We start from the raw sequence: 18,013 nt of genomic DNA, 5'->3' as shown, positions 1-18,013 counted from the left end.
CGTGGACGACTCCGCGGAAGAAGCTCGGGGAAACGCCTGCGGCTGGCTGAAGTTCGCCGGCGCGGTTTCGGCGGTGGTGGTGCTCGGGGTCGTGACGGTCCTGGTCTGGCCCGCCGCGCGGACGCTGTTCCGGCAGTCCTTCACCGAGCAGCCCGAGACCTACACCGAGCTGTATTTCGTCGGCACGCCCTCGTTCCGGGACGGAACTGTCACCGCTGAGGTCGCGCTCGTGCGGCACGGTCCCGCCCACGCGGACTACACCGTGGTGGCGGCCCTGGAGACCTCGTCGGCGGACCGGCTCGCCGGGGTGTCGCGGCGAGTGACCCTCGAGCCCGGCCAGTTCACCACGCTGGACTTCCGCCTGCCGGTCCCGCCCGGGCACGTCGTGGACGCGATCGCGGTGAACGTCGCCGGCGGCATGGAAAACCTCCGGTTCCGCTTGCCCGGCAACGCTTCGACCACCAGAGGCAGACCCTGATGGCCCGCCGCCGGATCGTCCAGATCACGCCCTACTACCCGCCGCATCTGGGCGGGATGGAAGCGGTCGTGCAGCACTTGGCGGTGCAACAAGCCCGCCAGCACGACGTCACGGTGCTCACCACGACCGTCGGCGCCCGCGACTCTCCGCGGCGCGAGCGGGTGCACGACGTCGACACCGTTCGCGCTCTCGCGGTCGACGTCGCGCACACACCGGTGTCCGCCAGTCTCGTTCCCGCGTTGCTGCGCACGCCGAAGACTGCGGTGTGGCATCTGCATGCCGCCCATGCGGTGCTGCCCGAGCAGGTCGCGCTCGCCGCGGCGGTGCGCCGTCAGCCGTTCCTGCTGCACTTCCACCTGGACGTCGACCAGTCGGGGAAGCTGGGATGGCTGTTGCCGCTCTACAAAAAGCACGTCTTCGGCCGCGTTCTGCGCGCTGCCGCCGGAGTGCTGGTGCTGACCGAGGAACAGCGGGAGTTCGTCCGCACCGCTTACCGGGCGGACCCGGCACGGATCTTCGCGGTGCCGAACGGAGTGTCCGCCGAATTCTTCCTGCCGCCGCGCGCGCGACGGGAACCGGTGCTGCGCTTGCTGTTCGTCGGGCGGCTCAGCCCGCAGAAGAATCTCGCCCGGCTGCTGCACGCGCTGACCCGGGTGCGCCAGCCGGTCGTGCTCGACGTCGTCGGGGACGGGGAACAGCGGCAGCAGCTCGAAGAAACCGTGCAGCGACAAGGGATTCCGGGTGTGCAGTTCCACGGTCGCCTGCACGGCGCTTCACTGCTGCGGCGGTACGAGCAAGCCGATCTGTTCGTGCTGCCGTCGGATCGCGAAGGGATGTCGCTCGCCGCGCTCGAAGCCATGGCCGCCGGACTGCCCGTGCTCGCGACCGACGTTCCCGGGAACACCGAACTCCTGCGCGGCATCGGAGCCCTCACCCCCGCCAATCCCGCCGCCCTGGCCTTAGCGATCGACCAATTCGCGACGTACGAGGATTTCCGGCAGCGGACCGCCGCAGCGAGCGCGGCGGCAGCTCGTGCTTTCACCTGGGCCGAGGTGGCACAAGAGGTCGAGAACGTCTACGCCGAGGTACTGCCGTGACGAGACCCAGCCAGCGCGCCGTCGTGCTCGGGTCGGTGCTCGTCGCCTGTGCCGTGGAGCTGAGCCCGTGGCGACCGGCCGTACTGGCGACCGTGGCGGGTCTGTGGCTGCTCTTCGGCGCTCCGACCTGGCTGTGCCGCCGGATCTCCACCAGGATCGTCTCCGCCCGCGAAGCCCAATGGTTGCTGGGCCTCGGTTTCGCGGTCCTGATGGCGATGGCGGCCGCGCTGGCGGTCAACACCGTCCTCCCCTGGTTCGGTGTCTCGCACCCTCTCACGACCGTGTCCCTCGCCGTCGCTCAGACCCTCACCGCAGCGGCGCTCGCGTTCTTGGACCGGCGTCTCACCGGCGCCTCGCCGCCAGTGCGCGCGCCGCGGCTGATGCCGGTGCGCGACATCGCGCCCATCGCTGTCCTCGGAGTACTTTCGCTGGTGGTCGCGGTCGCCGGGGCCGTCCGTCTGAACAACGGGTTCACCGGCGCGACAAGCCTGATCGCGCTGGTCCTCATCGCGGCCCTGCTCGGGTTTCTGGTCCTCAAGGCGGGCCGCTACGGCGACGGGGTCATCGCGTTCGGAATCCTCTGCGCCGCAACGGCTTTGCTGCTGCTGACATCCCTGCGCGGCTGGTACGTCAGCGGGCACGACATCCAGCGCGAGTACCTGCTCTTCCAGCTGACCTCGACCAAGAGCTACTGGGACATCTCCGGCTATCCCGACGCGTACAACGCCTGCCTGAGCATCACCCTCCTGCCCGCCTCGCTGTCCCAGCTGACCGCGTTGCCCGGCTTGGCGATCTTCAAAGTGGTGCTGCCGATGCTCTTCGCCGCGGCACCGGTCGCGGTGTACTGCACGGCACGGAATCTCACCTCGAAACGGGTTTCGCTGCTCGCCGCGATCTACTTCCTCGCGTTCCCCACGTTTTTCACCGACATGCCGTTCCTCGGCCGTCAAGAGATCGCGTTCCTCCTGCTCGGCTGCGCGGTCCTGGCGCTGAGCGACCGCACTTCGCCACGGCGCGCGCGACGGATCGCATTCACCGTCCTGTTCGCGGGAATCGTGCTGTCGCACTACTCCACCACCTATGTACTGATCGGCGTCCTGATCCTGGGCAAGATCGCCAGCGGCGTCATCCGGGCGATCCCGCCGCTGCGGCGCCGGCTCGCCGAGCGTGCGCCGAAGGAGGCGACCGACTTCGTCGCCTGGCCGATGATCGGCATCGCGGTGCTGTGCTCAGCGCTGTGGACCGGACCGGTCACCGGCACCTGGCACCAGCTCCAGCACACCGCCGCGGCCACCGCCCAGGACCTGTTCCACCCGGACCAGGTGCAACGCGGTTCCTCCGACACCGCCTACGGCATCTTCAGCTCTGCCCGGGTCAGCCCGCAGCAGCGGCTGCGCGACTACGCCGATTCCACCAGGTCTCGCACCGGCGGCGAAGCCCCGACGGCGTTGTCCGCGGCGACGACCCAGGTCGCCCCTGCGGACAATCTCCCGCTCACCGCGGCGGGTTCCGCACTCGACCGGCTCGGCCTCGACGTCCCCCGCGTCAACGGCCTGCTCCGCACCTTGTGCGCGGACGGGCTGCAACTGCTGCTGATCGTCGGTTTGGCCGGAACGCTCATCGCCACCGCGACGCTGTTCCGCCCGACGCACGACCTGTTCGTGCTCGCCACCGGTGGTTTGGGCGTGCTCGCCGCCGAGATCGCGCTGCCGCAGCTCTCGGTGGACTACGGGCTCCTGCGCACCTTCCAGCAGGGGCTGTTCGGGTTCGCCCCGTTCATCGCGATGGGGTCGGTCTGGACGCTGTCGTGGCTCAAGAAACGGTGGCGCATGCCCGCCGCCACCGCCGTGGCACTGCTGCTGTTCCTCGACCTCACCGGCGCGCTCCCCCGGCTGTTCGGCGGCTATCCCGCGCAGCTGCACCTGGACAACGCCGGGCAGTACTACGACATCTACTACGCGCACCCGCAGGAACGCGCCGCGATCGCCTGGCTCGAACAGCACACCGCCGCACAGCGGATCCAGTCCGACCGCTACACGCTCAGCCGGCTCCAAACGCTGATCGACGGCCGCCCCGGCGACGACATCTATCCCACGCTCGTGCAGCCGGGCTCGTTCGTCCTGCTCGGCTATCCGACCGTCCGCAAAGACGAGGTCACCGTGTTCTACCAGGGAGATCTCGTCACCTACAGCTATCCGCTGCGGTTTCTCGACGCCACCAAAAACAAGGTCTACAGCAGCAACGGAACGAGTGTGTACCGATGACGTCTTCCCGTCCGCTCCGGATCCTGCTCGTCTCGCACTACTACCCGCCGCACGTCGGGGGCATCGAGAACGTCGCCGCCCAGCAGGCCCGGACGCTCGCCGCGCGCGGCGCCGACGTCACCGTCCTGACGAGCGCCGGGCCGCCGGGTCCCGACCAGGGCGTCCGGGTCGTGCGCGTTCCGGCCTTCAACGGGGTGGAAAACCGGACTGGAGTGCCGTTTCCGGTGTTCGGGCCCCGGTTGTTCCGAGCCGTCCGCGAAGGGGTGCGGTGGGCGGACGTCGTTCATCTTCACGACACGCTGTACCAATCCTCCTGGAGCGCCGGACTGCGCGCCGTGCGCACCGGCACGCCGCTTTTCCTGACCCAGCACGTCGCGGTCGTCGAGCACCCGTCGGCGTTGGTGCGAGCCGTCCAGCACGTGGTGTACCGGTCCGTCGGGCGGCGCTTGTTCCGGGCCAGCCGCGAGGTTTTCGCGGTCAACGATTCCGTCGCCGCCTTCGTCCGCCGATTTCGGGGCGGCGGCGTGGAACTGCTCCCGAACGGCGTCGACACCGCCCGGTACCGCCCCGCCGCGGCCGGAGAACGAGAGCTGCTGCGGGAACGCTGGGGCCTGCCCGCCGACCGGGTCCTGGTGCTGTTCGTCGGACGACCGGCGCCGAAGAAGGGCTACGACCTGCTTCTCGCCGCCCGCCACCACGACTACGACCTGGTCTTCGCGGGCGAACGGCCGAAGCGCGTCGTCGACGACCCCGCAGTCCGCTACCTCGGCGCCCTGAGCCCGGGCGAGATCAGCGACCTCTACCGCGCCTGCGACGTCTTCGCCCTGCCCTCCACCGCGGAAGGATTCCCCCTGACTGTCCAAGAAGCCATGGCCTCGGGCCTCCCGGTCGTCACCACCGACGACCCGGGTTACGCCTCCTACCGACTCGACCGAACCCAGGTCGCGCTGATCCCGCGCGACGCGAACATCCTCCGCACGACACTGCGGTCCCTGGCCGCCGATCCCGCGCGCCGCAAGGCGATGGGCCGTTACTCCGCCGATTTCGCCGCCGCGCGATTCTCCTGGCCGAAGCACGTCCAGCGCCTCGAAGAGCACTACCGCGCGGCCTTCGGCACGACCGAGGTTCCGGCATGACCGCACTCGCCGGGTCCGTGCCGTCCTTCGCCGCCCGGCTCAAATCCGACCCGCTGGTGCGGAACTCGTTCTTCCTCATGGCCACGACCGCGCTCGGCGCCGGGTCCGGGTTCGTGTTCTGGATCGTCGTCGCCCGGCTGTACCCGCCCGCCGAGGTGGGCTGGGCGAGTTCGCTGCTCTCGGCGGTGACGCTGCTGAGCTACTTCAGCGGGCTCGGGCTCAGCTCCAGCCTCGTCCGGTACCTGCCCACGACGAGGTCCCGCACCGCGCACGTCAGCTCCGCGCTCACCGCGGTGGCCGTCACCGGAACGGTTCTGGGCGCCGGCTTCGCCCTCGTCGCGCCGTTCGTCGCGCCTGGACTGTCGTTCCTCAGCGGGTCGTTCCCGCAGGTCGTGCTGTTCGCGCTGCTGGCGATGGCGGTCGCGCAGAACCTGCTGACCGACTCGGTGTTCGTCGCCCTGCGCGCGGCGAAGTACAACATGTTCCTCAACGGCGTCCTGATGAGCGCGGTCAAAATCGCGCTGCCGGTGGTTTTCGTCGGCGCGGGCGCGATCGGGATTTTCCTGTCCAGCACCGTGGCATCCGCCGTCGCGGCCGTGGCGAGCGTCGTCGTCATCCGGCAGCGCCTGCGCATCCCGGTGCGGCCCCGCCTCTACCCGGCGACGCTGCGGTCCACTCTGGCGTACTCGCTCGGCAATTACGCGTCCAGCTGCCTGAATCTCGTGCCCCTGCTGGCGATTCCGCTGCTCGTGCTGCGTTCTCTCGGCCCAGAGGCGTCGGCGGCGTACTTCGTGGCGTTCCAGATCGCCAACTTCGTCAACGCCGTGCCGTTCGCCGTCGGGGAGGCGCTGTTCGCGGAAGGCTCGCACGAACAGGAAGACCTCAAGCATCTGGCGAAACGCTCGGCGCTGCTCATCCTGGCGATCGTGGTGCCCGCCGTCAGCATCACCGCCGCCCTCGCGAAACCCGTGCTGACCCTGTTCGGCGCGAGTTACGCCGCCGACGCCCGGAACTGCCTGATCGTCCTCGCGGTCTCCGCTTTCGCGGTGGCTTTCAACACGTGGTCCGGGTTTCTGCTCAAAGTGACCCGCCAGCTCTCGGCGATGAATCTGTCGAACCTCGTCTACGCCGTGGTCACCGTCGGCCTCGCCGCGCTCGGGGCTCAGCACAGCCTCGTCTGGATCGCGGCGGCCTGGGGCGTCGGCAATCTCGCGTCCGGCCTCGTCGCGGTCGCCGCGCTGGCATTGCGCGGGTTCCGTCTTTCTCCGAGCGGCAAGGGAGGTTCGGATGAAGATCGCGCACGTCGTCAACGTCGGCTTCGAAGCCGGCGGCGCGGAGCGTAGCGTCCGGCTCGTCGCCGAGGGCTTGCGCCGACGCGGGCATCAGGTCCTCGTCGTCGCGACCGACCACCTGCTCGACGACCCCGCCGTCAGCGACCGCGAAGTCTTCGCCGACGTTCTGGTGCCCGCCATCCGAGGAGGTGCTGCCCGCCGCTTCGCCGGCTACTTCTGGCACCGTCCGGCCTACCGGCAGGTGACCGCCGCGCTGAGCTCTTTCCGGCCCGATGTGGTGCACCTGCACACCATCGGCGAGTTCAGCCCCGCCGTGCTCAGCGCGTCGGCGGCCTATCCTCGGGTGCTCACCGTCCACGGCCCCGAAGACTGGATCAGGCAGCTGCTGTCGTGGAACCTGCGCAGCCGCACCGAAGGCCGCTCCCGACTGTCCACGATGGACACCGCACGCTTGGCCTATTTGCGCTTCCTGCAACGACCGGCCTACCTGCGCCGCCTGCGCACTGTCGACCGCGTGCTCACCCCGAGCCGGTTCCTCGCCGAAGCCGTCCGGCACGATCTTCCCCGGGTGCCGATCCACGTCGTCCCGAACGGCGTGCCGCTGCGGGCTGCCGAACCGGTCCCCGACGCCGCCCACGCGCTGTTCGTCGGACGGCTCGAACCGGTGAAAGGCGCGCACGTACTCGTGGACGCCTTCGCGACCGTCGCCCGCCGCCTGCCTCGCGCCCGGCTGACGCTCGCTGGTGACGGAAAACAACGGGCCGTGCTGGAAAAGTCCGTCAGCGAACACGGTTTGGCCGACCGCGTCCGGTTCACCGGCTGGCTCGACGGGGATGAACTGGCGGCTGCGTACCGCGCGGCTTCGGTGGTGGTGATCCCGTCGGTGTGGCCGGAGAATTTCCCGACTGTCGCGCTGGAAGCCCTCTGCGTCGGCCGGGCGGTCGCGGCCACCGAGGTCGGCGGCATCCCCGAACTGATCCGGCCGGGCCACAACGGGGTGCTCGTCCCGCCGGGTGAAAGCCGCGCCCTCGCCGACGCACTCTCGCGGCTCCTCGGCGACACGGGCCTGCGGCGGGCGATGGGTGCGCGATCGGCCGGGCTCGCTTGCTGCCACAGCCTCAGCATTTTCCTCGACCGGCTTGAGCGGCATTACCAGGAGGTCCAGCCGTGAACTCCTTCCGCCGCAACCCCGTTAGCCCACTGCTGCGCCCGACCCGAACGCCCGCGCCAGGAGGTGCGCCCGTGATCCGCACCCTCCTCGCCTGCCACCGCCCCGCCAGCCCGCCTTCCCCGCCCGATCCGAACGGCTCCGCAGATGTACCGCGCCCTTCCCGACGTCCTGTCAACCCATTGCCGCACCTTCCCCGCCCGATCCACCCGGCCCCGTCTGAAAGCCCGCCGATGCACAGCACCCTCGGCCCTGGCATCACCGCAGCCCCGCCAGTCAGCCGTCTTTCCGTCCCTGCCCGGCCCGAGCACTCCCGCCAGGAGGTCCGCCGATGACCCGCGTCCTCGTCGTCAACGCGTTCGAACGCGGCAACCGCGGCGACGCGGCCCTGCTCAGCGTCCTGCTCGACCAGATCCGCCGCGCACTGCCCGGCGCGCGGATCGCGATCGCCGGTTTCGAGCATCCCTCGCGATGGCCGGAGTTCGAGGGCGTCCCCAACCTCGGCTCGTTCCGCCGCTACTCCGGCGAGGAGAACATTCCCCGGTTCCGGAGAATCCTGCGCAAGCTGAGCCTGCTGCCCGTCGTCGCCCTCGCCGCCGCCCGGCTCCCGCGCCGCCCGCTGCTGGCCGTCGCCCGGCTGCTGCCCGCTGAACCGCGGCGCGAACTGCACGCTCTCGCGAACGCGGACCTCGTCGTTTCCCTCGGCGGCGGCTACCTGACCGGCCGCCCGAACTTCGCCTCCGACCTGAACATCCTGTTCCTGCTCCTGCCGCTGTGGCTGGCCGGACGGTTCGGCGTCCGGGTCGTGACCGGTCCGCAGTCCTACGGCCCGTTCCCCCGCTGCGCCCAGCGCGTGCTGGTCCGCCACGTCCTCGGCCGGGCCGACGCGATCCTCGTCCGCGAGGACATCAGCCGCGACCGGCTCGCCGAAATCGGGCTGCCGTCGCGTCTGCTCACCCGCAGCGTCGACAGTGCGTTCGCCTTCGAAACCTGCTCCGAACGCGCCTGGCGCACCGCTCTCGACATCCCCGCCGACGCCCGGATCGCAATGCTCACCGCCCGCCAGTGGCTCGACGAGACCGGTCAGCACCAGTACGAACACGCCTTGGCCGCGGGCATCCGCCACCTGCTCGGCCGCGGGTACTACGTCGTACTGGTCCCCCAGGTGACCTGCGCCTTCCAAGGCGACGACGACCGCCGCGTCAACACCCGCCTCGCCGCCGGGCTCGACCACCCCCGGCTGCGCGTCCTCGGCGACGACACTTTCGACCACCGCGACGCCCGCGCCCTCTACGCCGAGGCCGACCTCGTGATCGGCACCCGCTTTCACTCCGTCATCTTCGCCCTCACCGCGCACGTCCCGTGCCTCGCGATCGCGTACGAGCACAAAACGGCGGGCATCATGCGAGACCTGGGGCTCGAACAGTGGGTCGTCGGCATCGGAGAAGTCCGCGACACCACTTTGCCCGCGCTCCTCGACCGCCTCGTCGACCATCGTGAGGACTACCGGCGGCACCTGCGCGAAGTGCTTCCCCCTTACGCGCGCCGGGCCCGCGACCTGAGCCCGCTGCTCCATGCCGCCTGACCCGGGGTCAGCCCCGCCGCAGCCACCTGAACCGCCGGCAGCCGCACCGTCCGCAGTCGGTGCCGCCGCGCAAATGCTGATGCTCGCTGCGGTCGTGGCCGCACGCGCGGCAGCGCGCCGCCGCCCACGGCATCCGGATCCCGGACATCCTGCGCCTCCTCGAATTCCCCCATGTCCCCGGACACACACCATCACATCCGCGCGCGCCCAGCCAACCGGACCAATGAGGACAGGAGCTCCGTGAGCCGAGAACGAACAGTCGTCTTCGCGACGCCGTACTACCCGCCGGACGTCGGCGGCGTGCAAACCTACGTGCACAGCCTCGCCGCCGCCCTGCGGGACGTCCCCGGATGGCGGCCCGTCGTCATCACCGCCAGCGCTCGCGCCGGGTCCGACGACGGCTTCCCGGTCTACCGGCTCCCGGCGCCCGCCAAGCTCTCCAACACCCCGCTCGACCCGCGCTGGCCGTTCCGGATCCGTCGCATTCTGCGCGCCGAACAGGCCGATTACCTGAACGTGCACACTCCAGTGCCCGGATTGGCCGATGCTGCGACGCTGGCCGCCGGACGCACCCCCGTCGTCGTGACCTATCACGCCGCCGCCCTCGCCAAGGACGGTCACCCGCTCTTCAACACCGTCGCGCGCGCGTATGCCGGTGCCGAGGGCTTCATGCTCCGCCGGGCCGATCTGATCCTCGGGGTATCCGGCTACGTCGCCGACCGCTTCCGTCCCCGCTTCGGCGACAAGGTCGGTGTCCTGGAGAACGCCGTCTCCCCTGAGGCCTTAGCTCCTTCCGCGGTGGCACACCGTCCCTACGCCGCCGCTTTCCTGGCCCGCCTGTCCCCGACCCACGCGTGGAAAGGTCTGGACCACCTGCTGTGCGCGCTGCGCCTCCATCTCGCCCGTTCCACGCCGTCCGCCCGTCTGCTGGTCATCGGCGACGGCGCCGCGCGCCCCGGATACGAAGCCCTCGCCCGGAAACTCGGCATCGCGGACAATGTCACCTTCGCCGGAAACCTCGGCGGAGACGCGAAATTCCGGGCTCTCCGCAGTGCCGGATCGCTGGTCCTCTGCCCGACCAGCCCGAACGACGCCTTCCCGACGGCCCTGCTCGAAGCGTGGGCGAGCCGGGTGCCGGTCATCGCCGCCGCGGTCGGCCCGCTTGCCGCGCTGGTGGAGGACGGGGTCAACGGGCTGCTTGCCGCGCCGCGTTCTCCCGAGGCGTTAGCTGACGAGTTGCGCCGTTTGGAGAGCAGTCCGGTTTTGGCGGAGACCATCCGGGACAACGCCTATGAGCTGGTGCGCAGCCGGTACACGTGGAGTCGGCGGGTGGTGGAGTTCGTCGATCAGCTGACCGCGATCGATCGGCGTGGCGCTCCGGTCTCCCGGTGATGCCGACGCTGGAACCAGGACCCGCCTGCGGCATGTCCGGCTTTCGCGAAACGCCCCGCTGTGCCTCCAGTTCTGCCCGGCACACCGTGTCCCCGGCGCACCGTTGTCCTCGCCGCAGGTCGCGTCCCGTCCGCCGAACGCTGCACACGTTCTCTCTTGCACGCGGAGTGTGCTCCGGCACCTGCTGCCTCCATCCGCAGAACCCCGCACGCGCCCTGTCCGGCTCATGTCGCATCCGTGCGCGAATCCCCGCACGCATCCTGCCGACACACCACACCCCCTGCGCCGCCTCACCCCCCTCACCTCGCCACGCCCGCCGGATCCCGCACTCCCGCCGCCTCCCCTGCCGGATTCCGAACCTCTCCCCCGCTTCCGGCCCGTTTTCCTTCCCCGCGGGCGAAACCTCCGGTTGCCGTCCCGCTCACCGGCACGACCCCCCGATCGTGGCCGCTCGCGGTCCGCCGTCCGGCGGGCGGTTCTGGGTAGCCTGGCGACGTGGCCGACCCGATCCCCCATGTCCCTGCCCCCGGCGAGTCCGGATCCGAGCGTCCCGGCGAGGACGAACCGCCCCGGAAGGGCCGGCGGAAGCGTCCGTTCTGGCAGGAGCTGCCGATCCTGATCGGGATCGCGCTGGTGCTGACGATCCTGATCCAGCAGTTCGTCGCGAAGGTGTTCCTGATCCCGTCGGCGTCGATGGAGACGACGCTGCACGGCTGCGACGGCTGCTTCGGCGACCGGGTCGTCGTCGACCGCGTCACCTACGATTTCACCGATCCCGGCCCCGGCGACGTCATCGTCTTCCGCGGCCCGCAGCCGTGGACCGCGAACGAGATCGCGCCGCAGGAATCGGGCAACGTCTTCACGAAGGCGTTGCGCGGCCTCGGTTCCCTCGTCGGCTTCGCGCCGCCGGACGAGCGGGACTTCGTCAAACGCGTCATCGCCGTCGGCGGGCAGACCGTCCAGTGCTGCGATCCGAAGGGCCGCGTCCTGGTCGACGGCAAACCCCTCGACGAGCCCTACATCCACTGGCTCGACCAGCCGCCGACGGTCCGGCAGACGTTCGCCCCGGTCACCGTCCCGAAGGGCAGCCTCTGGGTGATGGGCGACAACCGCGAGAACTCGTGCGACTCCCGCTGCCAAGGCGGCGGCGGGGTCAACGGGACCGTCCCGGTGGACGACGTCATCGGCAAGGCCCGGGTGATCGTCCTGCCGCCGTCGCGCTGGGGCGGCGTGAGCGACCACGATCCGCAGGCCGCGCCTGCCGCGCTCGGCGCTCCCGCGTGGCAGCAGGGAATTCCGCTCGGGGCGGGCGCGCTGCTGGCCTTCCCGACGCTCGCCGCCGGGCGGGGTTTGCGGCGGAAACTCAGCAAACAGGACTGACTCGCCGGGTCCGGCGAGGAGGCGTCAGCGTCGTCTGCGAGGGGAACCCTGAAGGACTCTGGGTTCCCCTCGCAGCCCCGCTGCGGGAGCGGAGCCGTTGAGGCCTAGGTCTGGACCACCGGTTGCCGCGCACACCGCCGCCCGGCGAACGCCGGTCACCGCCCGGAACTGGCCGCCCGCACGACGTCCAGCCGGAGATGCCGCGTCAGATCCCCGGTCATCTGCAGCACCGGCGTCCGCTCCGCGAACAGCCACTCGTCGCCGCGCCGGACGAACCGGTCGTCGTAGTGCCCGGCCGCGACGGGCTGCAGCGGAAGGTCTTCCGTGGCTTGGAAAACGGTGAAATAGCTGTGTGCCGAAGCAGTGTCCTCGCCCGCCGTGATCCGGACGTTCGTCGTCACGTGCCGGGTCCTCGGCGTGCCGTCCGGGTGCAGGATCAGGATGTCGCGGAACCAGTTCTCCACGGCCTCCCGCCCGGTCCGGCCGCCGCCGCTGTGCAGGGTTCCCTCGCGGAACAACTCGCCCACCCCGGCCAGATCGCCCGCGTCGATGCACGCCGCATAGGTCATGATCAGGTCCTGGATCGCCCACCGGGCCGATTCTGCCGACATCCGGGCAGCATAGGAGCTCCACTGTGGACAGCGGCCGGACCACAGTCCCCTCCGGACCCCGAAACCTCGCCCGGACCTGTGACCTGCGGTTCTCCCGTACACCGCCCTCCCGCCGCAGCCCGGCCCGGCGACGGTGGCATGATGCCCGCACGGTCCCGGCCGATCGGACCGCTCGCCGAGGAGGAAGGTGACGCTTGAGCACGCGCACTACCCAGGTGGACGACCTCCGGCTGGTGGCGCAGCCGAGCGCGGTCCCGTGCACCGAGCTGTTCGTCCGCCTGATCCTGACCGACTGGTCCCTGATGCCGATGCTGGACCAGGTCACGAACGCCGCCGTGCGGCTGGTCGGCGACGTCGTCGACCAGAGCAGCCCGTCCGCGCCCGCCTTCGTGACCGTCCGGCTCCAGCTGCGCGGCGACCGGCTCGTGGTCGAGGTCGACGACGACCTGGTCGCCCCGACCCCGCCGCGCGACGAGCGGATCGGCGTGCGCCCCGGCGAACGCGGCGGCCGCACCACGTGGTGCGAACTGGCGCTGCCCGGCGGGATTTCGGCGGGCCAGGTCCGCCTGCCGCGCCGGGGCGACCGGCGCACGCTGGTGGACGAGCCCGTCTCCGGCGAACCGGTCACCGCGGACCCGCAGGTGCTCGAACGGCTTCTCAACCGCCTCAGCACCTGGTCCGAGTAGCCGCCGCCCCGGCAGCCGGTCACGCGCCCGGCTGCCGGACGGACAAGCCTCAGCGGTCGTCGCCCGGTTGCCGCCACAACCGAAGCGAGGACCAGCCGCGCTCACCCGGCGGAAGCCTCCCAAGCCTGCTCCAGCGCCTGCGCGAAAACCTCCACCGGCTGCCCGCCGGAAATCCCGAACCGCCGTCCCAGCACGAAAAACGGCACCCCGCCCGCACCCAGCTCCGCGGCCTCCCGCTCCTCGGCACGGACCGCGTCCGCATACCGCGCCGGATCGGCCAGCACCGCTTCCGCTTCCGCGCGCGGCAATCCGGCCTCCTCCGCGACCTCGGCCAGCACGTCCGAAGCGAACACTGCCCGAGCCTCGGCGAAATTCGCGCGGAACAACGCCGACACCATCTCGTGCTCCAGCCCCTTCTCGCGGGCCAGGTGCAGCAGGCGATGCGCGTCGAAGGTGTTGCCGATTTCCCGGTCCGTCCGGTAGCCGAGCCCCTCCGCCTCCGCGAGCCCGGCGACCCGCTGCTCCATCTCGCCCGCCTGCGGCCCGTACTTCGCGGTGAGCATGTCCAGCAACGGCTCGGTCCCGGTCTTCCCGGGGTCCAGTTCGAACGACCGGTACGTCACGGTCACCTCGTCCCGGTGCTCGAACCCGGCCAGCGCCTTCTCGAACCGCGCCTTCCCGAGGTAGCACCACGGGCACACGACATCGCTCCAGATTTCCACCTGCATGCCGCCAGCGTAGAACGCGCCGCCCAGGGGGTGCCTGAAAAGGTGTCACGGCTCCCGGCGCTCTCGGACGATCAGCGGTCGTCCTGGACGCCGTGATCACCTGGAGCACAGCTCTCTCGGACCTGCCCTGGCACCGGCGCCCCGGCCGACGGGCACGGGAGATGCAGAACACCGCCAAGGACGAGGACCCGGCGAGAACGGCGATGTCGGCCGCTAACTCACCGTCTTCCAGCACGTAACCCGGGTACAGCAGCGACCAGGCCGTCCCGCCGACGAAGAGCGCGAACACCAGTACGCCCAGGACAGCCGCGACGGCCAAAACGGAAGCCCGGCAAGCGGACGACCTGAGGTTCCACCCTTTGTCAGAAGGCTCCCCGAAGCACGAACCTCGCTCGCCGCACAAAGCAGGCCACCGTTCCAGCCGGACCCAGGCTTGGTCCGGACAATCCCTAGACGGCCGTCTTCACCGGCTCCCGCGCCCCGGTGCGTTCCGCGCCGATGCCCGCGGCCACCACGAACGCGATCCCCGCCACCGCGGCGGGATTCGGCACCTGGTGCAGCACGATCAGCCCGAGCACCAGCGCGATCGCCGGCTCCAGGCTCATCAGCGTCCCGAACGCCGAGGCCGTCAACCGCCGCAGTGCCAGCATCTCCAGGCTGAACGGCACCACCGGCACGAGCACCGCGAGCCCGAGCCCGGCGAGCACCAGCGGCCACGTCAGCTCGCCGACCACCGCCGGGGCGTGCACCACGGTGGCGACCAGACCGGCCACCGGCATCGACACCGCCAGCCCGCGCAAGCCTGACACTTCGTCGCCGACTCGTTGCGTCAGCACGATGTACGCGCCCCAGCAGACCGCCGCCGCGAGCGCGCAGCCGAGGCCGATCAGGTCGGTCCCGCCCTGCCACGGCTGGGTCAGCAGCACCACTCCGGCCGCCGCCAGCACCGGCCAGATCCGGTTTCCGCCGCGACCGCGCACGATCGCGACGGTCAGCGGGCCGAGGAATTCCAGCGCGCTCGCCGTGCCGAGCGGCAACCGGGTCGCGGCGACCATGAAGAGGATCGTCATCCCGGCGGTGGCGAAGCCGAGCACCACACAGGTCAGCAGAGCCGGGCGACGGAACGCCGACGGCCGCGGCCGCACGAGCACCAGGAGCAGCACGCCGGCCCACGCGAGCCGCAGCCACGCGACGCCGGTCGGCCCGATCTGGTTGGCGAGGCTGACCGAAACCGCCAGTCCGAGCTGGACGGACAGCATGGCGCCGACAGCCAGCGCGACGCCGGCGCGAGGAGTGGAGGGAAGCACGCTGTCCAGGAGAACGCATTCGGACCGTTCGTGTCCACGTGCCAATCCTGGACGTACCGTCCGGATATCCTGAACAATCAGCGGATGGACACTCGCAGGCTGCAGTTCCTTCTCGAACTGTCGCGGCTCGGCTCGATGCGCGCGGTCGCCGACGTGCTCGAAACCACAACGTCGACCGTCTCGCAGCAAATCTCGGTGCTGGCCAAGGAAACCGGCGTCGCGCTGCTCGAACCGGACGGCCGCCGCGTGCGCCTCACTCCCGCCGGGCGACGGCTCGCCGAGCACGCCGTGACGATCCTGGCCGCCGTCGAAGCCGCGCGCGTCGATCTCGATCCCGAGGCCGAGCCCGCCGGAACCGTGCGCGTCGCCGGGTTCGGGACCGGGGTGCGGCACGCCGTGCTCCCCGTCGCGGACGTCCTCGCGCAACGGCATCCGCGGGTCCGTGTGGTGATCAGCGAGCACGAACCCGCGGAAGCGCTGGCGCAGCTCCGGACCGACGACATCGACCTCGCACTCACCTACGACTACGACCTCGCGCCCGCGACCCCCGACCCGTCGCTCGCCGTCCGTCCGCTGTGGGCCGAGCCGTGGGGCCTCGCCGTCCCGCGCCCGGAGGCGAACCGCGTGCGGGGCACCGGGGCTTTGGCCGTGGTCGCCGCGTTCCGCGAGCACGACTGGATCGGCAACTCCCGCAACGGCGCGGACGAGACGGTCGTCGGGACGCTGGCGTCCATGGCCGGGTTCTCGCCGCGGTTCGCCCACCGCGCGGACAACCTCGACCTGGTGCAGGACCTGATCGCCGCGGGCGGCGGGGTCGGCCTGCTGCCCGAATCGTGGCCGACCCGGCCCGACGTCACCGTCCTGCCGCTGACCGGCCCCGACGTCCGGCTGCGGGCTTTCGCGTGCACCCGGCGCGGGCGGGACGCGTGGCCGCCGCTCGCCCTCGTCCTGGGGCTGCTGCCCGGCGACTAGCATGGCGGTCGAGGCGGTTCGAGCACGGAGGAGGCGACATGGCGGAAGAAAAGGCGATTCTGGCCGGCGGGTGTTTCTGGGGCATGGAGGAACTGTTCCGCCACCAGCCCGGCGTGACCGCGACCCGCGTCGGCTACAGCGGCGGCGACGTGCCCAACGCGACTTACCGCAACCACGGCACCCACGCCGAAACCATCGAAGTCACCTACGACCCCGAACAGACCGACTTCCGCGCCCTGCTCGAATTCTTCTTCCAGGTCCACGACCCCAGCACCAAAAACCGCCAAGGCAACGACATCGGAGCCAGCTACCGCTCCGCCATCTTCTACACCACCGACGAGCAAAAACAGATCGCCGAAGACACCATCGCCGACGTCGACGCCTCCGGCCTCTGGCCCGGCAAAGTCGTCACCGAAGTCACCCCGGCCGGGGACTTCTGGGAAGCCGAACCGGAGCACCAGGACTACCTGCAGCACTACCCCAACGGGTACACCTGCCACTTCCCGCGTCCTGGCTGGAAACTCCCGAAGCGCGCCTGACTCAGCGCGCCATCGCGGCCTCCGCGTCCTTGAACGCCGACGGGGACAACTGCCGCCACGCCAGCGACGTCCCGAGCAACTGGACCGCCGCCGCCATCACCCACACCCCGCGCAGGCTCCAGTGCACCGCCACGAACCCGCCCGCGAGCGCGCCCAGCGGCGTCAGGCCCCAGGCCAGCGCCCGATGGCTGGTCAGGACCCGCCCCAGCAGCTCGGACGGCGTGAACCGCTGGCGGCTCGACTGCGAGCACACATTCCAGATCAACGTCGTCCCGGTCAGGAAGATCAGCACCGCGCCGACCAGCACCGGCCACGGCGGCACGATCGCGATCAGCAGCTGGCTCAGCACCGCGCACACCTGCGCGATCCGCATCGACGTCGAGTAGCCGAACCGCCGGACGAACCGGTCCACGAAGAACGACGACGCCACCCACCCGACGGCCAGACAGGCCAGCAGAACGCCGTACCCGAACGGCGCGAGGTGCAGTTCCTTCGTGGCGTAAAGGACGAGCATCGAGTTCCCCGCTGCCGCCGCGAACGACCCCAGCGCGACCGTGATGGTGATCGACCGCAGCAACGGCGTCCCGACCAGATAGCGCAGCCCCGCGGTCACGTCCTTCAGCGGGTGCGCGGGCGTGCGCACCGGCTTAGCGGACGGGATCCCGCGCGCGAGCAGCAGCGCGACGAGCGCGGCGACGGCCGCCAGCCACGCGGGCAGTCCCGCGCTGATCCCGATCAGCAACCCGGTCGCGGGCGGCACCACGAACTGGACCATGCCGCGGTCGATCACCTGCAGCCGGGAATTGGCCATGGTGAGCTGATCCGGCGCGACGACCTCCGGGACCACTGACCCCGCCGCGCCGTCGCCGAACACTTGCGCCGTGGTGAGCACGAAGGCCACCGCCAGCAAGGCGGGAAGGCTCAGGGAACCGGTAGAACCCAGCAGCGCCAAGGCAAGCGCGGCGACGATCTGCACCGCATACGCGTAAGCCAGCACAGTCGTCCGCCGGACCCGATCGATCACCACTCCGGCGAACAGCGAAAGCAGCAGCCACGGCGCTTGCCCGGCGACATTCACGAGCGACACCGCACGCGGGTCCGTCGTGATCGAGACGGCCAGCAAGGGCAGCGCGGCAAGCAAAAGCCCTTCACAGGTTGAACCGGACACAGCCACCGCTTGCAGGCGGACCCAAGCCGACCCGCTCCCACCCCACCCCGCCATGTCCGCCAGTGTCTCCTGCCTCGCAACTCGTTTTCCGCAGCACACCGCCGCGCACTCCCGCTCTCCGGACCTCCTCGCCGAACAAAACGCCCAGGGCTATCACGCGGGCGCGGGCCACGCTTTCCCTTGTGCGTCAACCGGAATCCACCCTCCCGG

16 protein-coding genes are annotated in these 18,013 nt (G+C 70.6%); 12 read left to right on the top strand and 4 right to left on the bottom strand.

The features are described 5' to 3' along the window. Position 1 precedes the first annotated feature (1 nt). The 9 genes from ACZ7OI_RS38875 (at position 2) to lepB (ending at position 11,792) form a co-directional block, all read left to right on the top strand. The gene (locus ACZ7OI_RS38875) at positions 2-478 is read left to right on the top strand and encodes a hypothetical protein (RefSeq protein ID WP_470269115.1); all 477 of its coding nucleotides are present in this window, start codon (positions 2-4) and stop codon (positions 476-478) included. Further along, positions 478-1,575, top strand: coding sequence for a glycosyltransferase family 4 protein (locus ACZ7OI_RS38870; protein WP_470269114.1), 1,098 nt, complete (start codon positions 478-480; stop codon positions 1,573-1,575). The genes ACZ7OI_RS38875 and ACZ7OI_RS38870 overlap by 1 nt, the downstream gene beginning before the upstream one ends. Continuing rightward, entirely contained in the window at positions 1,572-3,839 is a 2,268-nt protein-coding gene (locus ACZ7OI_RS38865) for a DUF2206 domain-containing protein (RefSeq protein WP_470269113.1), read from the top strand. The genes ACZ7OI_RS38870 and ACZ7OI_RS38865 overlap by 4 nt, the downstream gene beginning before the upstream one ends. Next, positions 3,836-4,975: a glycosyltransferase family 4 protein gene (locus ACZ7OI_RS38860; RefSeq protein WP_470269112.1), complete on the top strand. Its 1,140-nt coding sequence runs from the start codon at positions 3,836-3,838 to the stop codon at positions 4,973-4,975. The genes ACZ7OI_RS38865 and ACZ7OI_RS38860 overlap by 4 nt, the downstream gene beginning before the upstream one ends. Beyond that, positions 4,972-6,318, top strand: coding sequence for an oligosaccharide flippase family protein (locus ACZ7OI_RS38855; RefSeq protein ID WP_470269111.1), 1,347 nt, complete (start codon positions 4,972-4,974; stop codon positions 6,316-6,318). Before ACZ7OI_RS38860 ends, ACZ7OI_RS38855 begins: the two co-directional genes overlap by 4 nt. After that, complete coding sequence (locus ACZ7OI_RS38850; RefSeq protein ID WP_470269110.1) at positions 6,263-7,438, top strand: glycosyltransferase family 4 protein; 1,176 nt, start codon at positions 6,263-6,265, stop codon at positions 7,436-7,438. Before ACZ7OI_RS38855 ends, ACZ7OI_RS38850 begins: the two co-directional genes overlap by 56 nt. A 328-nt stretch (positions 7,439-7,766) precedes the next feature. Continuing rightward, positions 7,767-9,020, top strand: coding sequence for a polysaccharide pyruvyl transferase family protein (locus ACZ7OI_RS38845; protein WP_470269109.1), 1,254 nt, complete (start codon positions 7,767-7,769; stop codon positions 9,018-9,020). A 240-nt stretch (positions 9,021-9,260) separates the two neighbouring features. Beyond that, positions 9,261-10,412: a glycosyltransferase family 4 protein gene (locus tag ACZ7OI_RS38840; protein WP_470269108.1), complete on the top strand. Its 1,152-nt coding sequence runs from the start codon at positions 9,261-9,263 to the stop codon at positions 10,410-10,412. Positions 10,413-10,907: 495 nt separating this feature from the next. Next, complete coding sequence (lepB, locus tag ACZ7OI_RS38835) at positions 10,908-11,792, top strand: signal peptidase I (RefSeq protein WP_470269107.1); 885 nt, start codon at positions 10,908-10,910, stop codon at positions 11,790-11,792. Positions 11,793-11,947: 155 nt separating this feature from the next. On the opposite strand, the gene ACZ7OI_RS38830 is transcribed toward lepB, so the two are convergent. Then, positions 11,948-12,403, bottom strand: a complete 456-nt coding sequence (locus ACZ7OI_RS38830; RefSeq protein ID WP_470269106.1) for a nuclear transport factor 2 family protein — start codon at positions 12,401-12,403, stop codon at positions 11,948-11,950. A gap of 194 nt (positions 12,404-12,597) precedes the next feature. On the opposite strand from ACZ7OI_RS38830, the gene ACZ7OI_RS38825 reads away from it, so the two are divergent. Next, the gene (locus ACZ7OI_RS38825) at positions 12,598-13,089 is read left to right on the top strand and encodes an ATP-binding protein (RefSeq protein WP_470269105.1); all 492 of its coding nucleotides are present in this window, start codon (positions 12,598-12,600) and stop codon (positions 13,087-13,089) included. Between the two features lie 101 nt (positions 13,090-13,190). Here ACZ7OI_RS38825 and ACZ7OI_RS38820 read toward each other — a convergent pair whose 3' ends face one another. Continuing rightward, positions 13,191-13,817: a DsbA family oxidoreductase gene (locus ACZ7OI_RS38820; protein ID WP_470269104.1), complete on the bottom strand. Its 627-nt coding sequence runs from the start codon at positions 13,815-13,817 to the stop codon at positions 13,191-13,193. 449 nt (positions 13,818-14,266) lie between these two features. Next, on the bottom strand, positions 14,267-15,124 hold the full coding sequence (locus tag ACZ7OI_RS38815; RefSeq protein ID WP_470269103.1) for an EamA family transporter: 858 nt from the start codon (positions 15,122-15,124) through the stop codon (positions 14,267-14,269). A gap of 84 nt (positions 15,125-15,208) precedes the next feature. Here ACZ7OI_RS38815 and ACZ7OI_RS38810 point away from each other — a divergent pair, with 84 nt between their 5' ends. Both ACZ7OI_RS38810 and msrA read left to right on the top strand, forming a co-directional pair. After that, a complete protein-coding gene (locus ACZ7OI_RS38810; RefSeq protein ID WP_470269102.1) occupies positions 15,209-16,096 on the top strand; it encodes a LysR family transcriptional regulator in 888 nt (295 codons plus the stop codon). A gap of 38 nt (positions 16,097-16,134) precedes the next feature. Next, positions 16,135-16,635 carry a peptide-methionine (S)-S-oxide reductase MsrA gene (msrA, locus tag ACZ7OI_RS38805; protein WP_470269101.1) on the top strand — a complete coding sequence of 167 codons (501 nt, stop codon included), beginning with the start codon at positions 16,135-16,137 and terminating at the stop codon, positions 16,633-16,635. 1 nt (position 16,636) lies between these two features. On the opposite strand, the gene ACZ7OI_RS38800 is transcribed toward msrA, so the two are convergent. Next, positions 16,637-17,857, bottom strand: coding sequence for an MFS transporter (locus ACZ7OI_RS38800; protein ID WP_470269100.1), 1,221 nt, complete (start codon positions 17,855-17,857; stop codon positions 16,637-16,639). Between the last annotated feature and the right edge of the window lie 156 nt (positions 17,858-18,013).

The sequence above is a fragment of the Amycolatopsis sp. NPDC114503 genome, assembly GCF_055633655.1.
The sequence above is the reverse complement of the archived record's forward strand: the minus strand, read 5'-3'. Positions and strand labels throughout refer to the sequence as shown.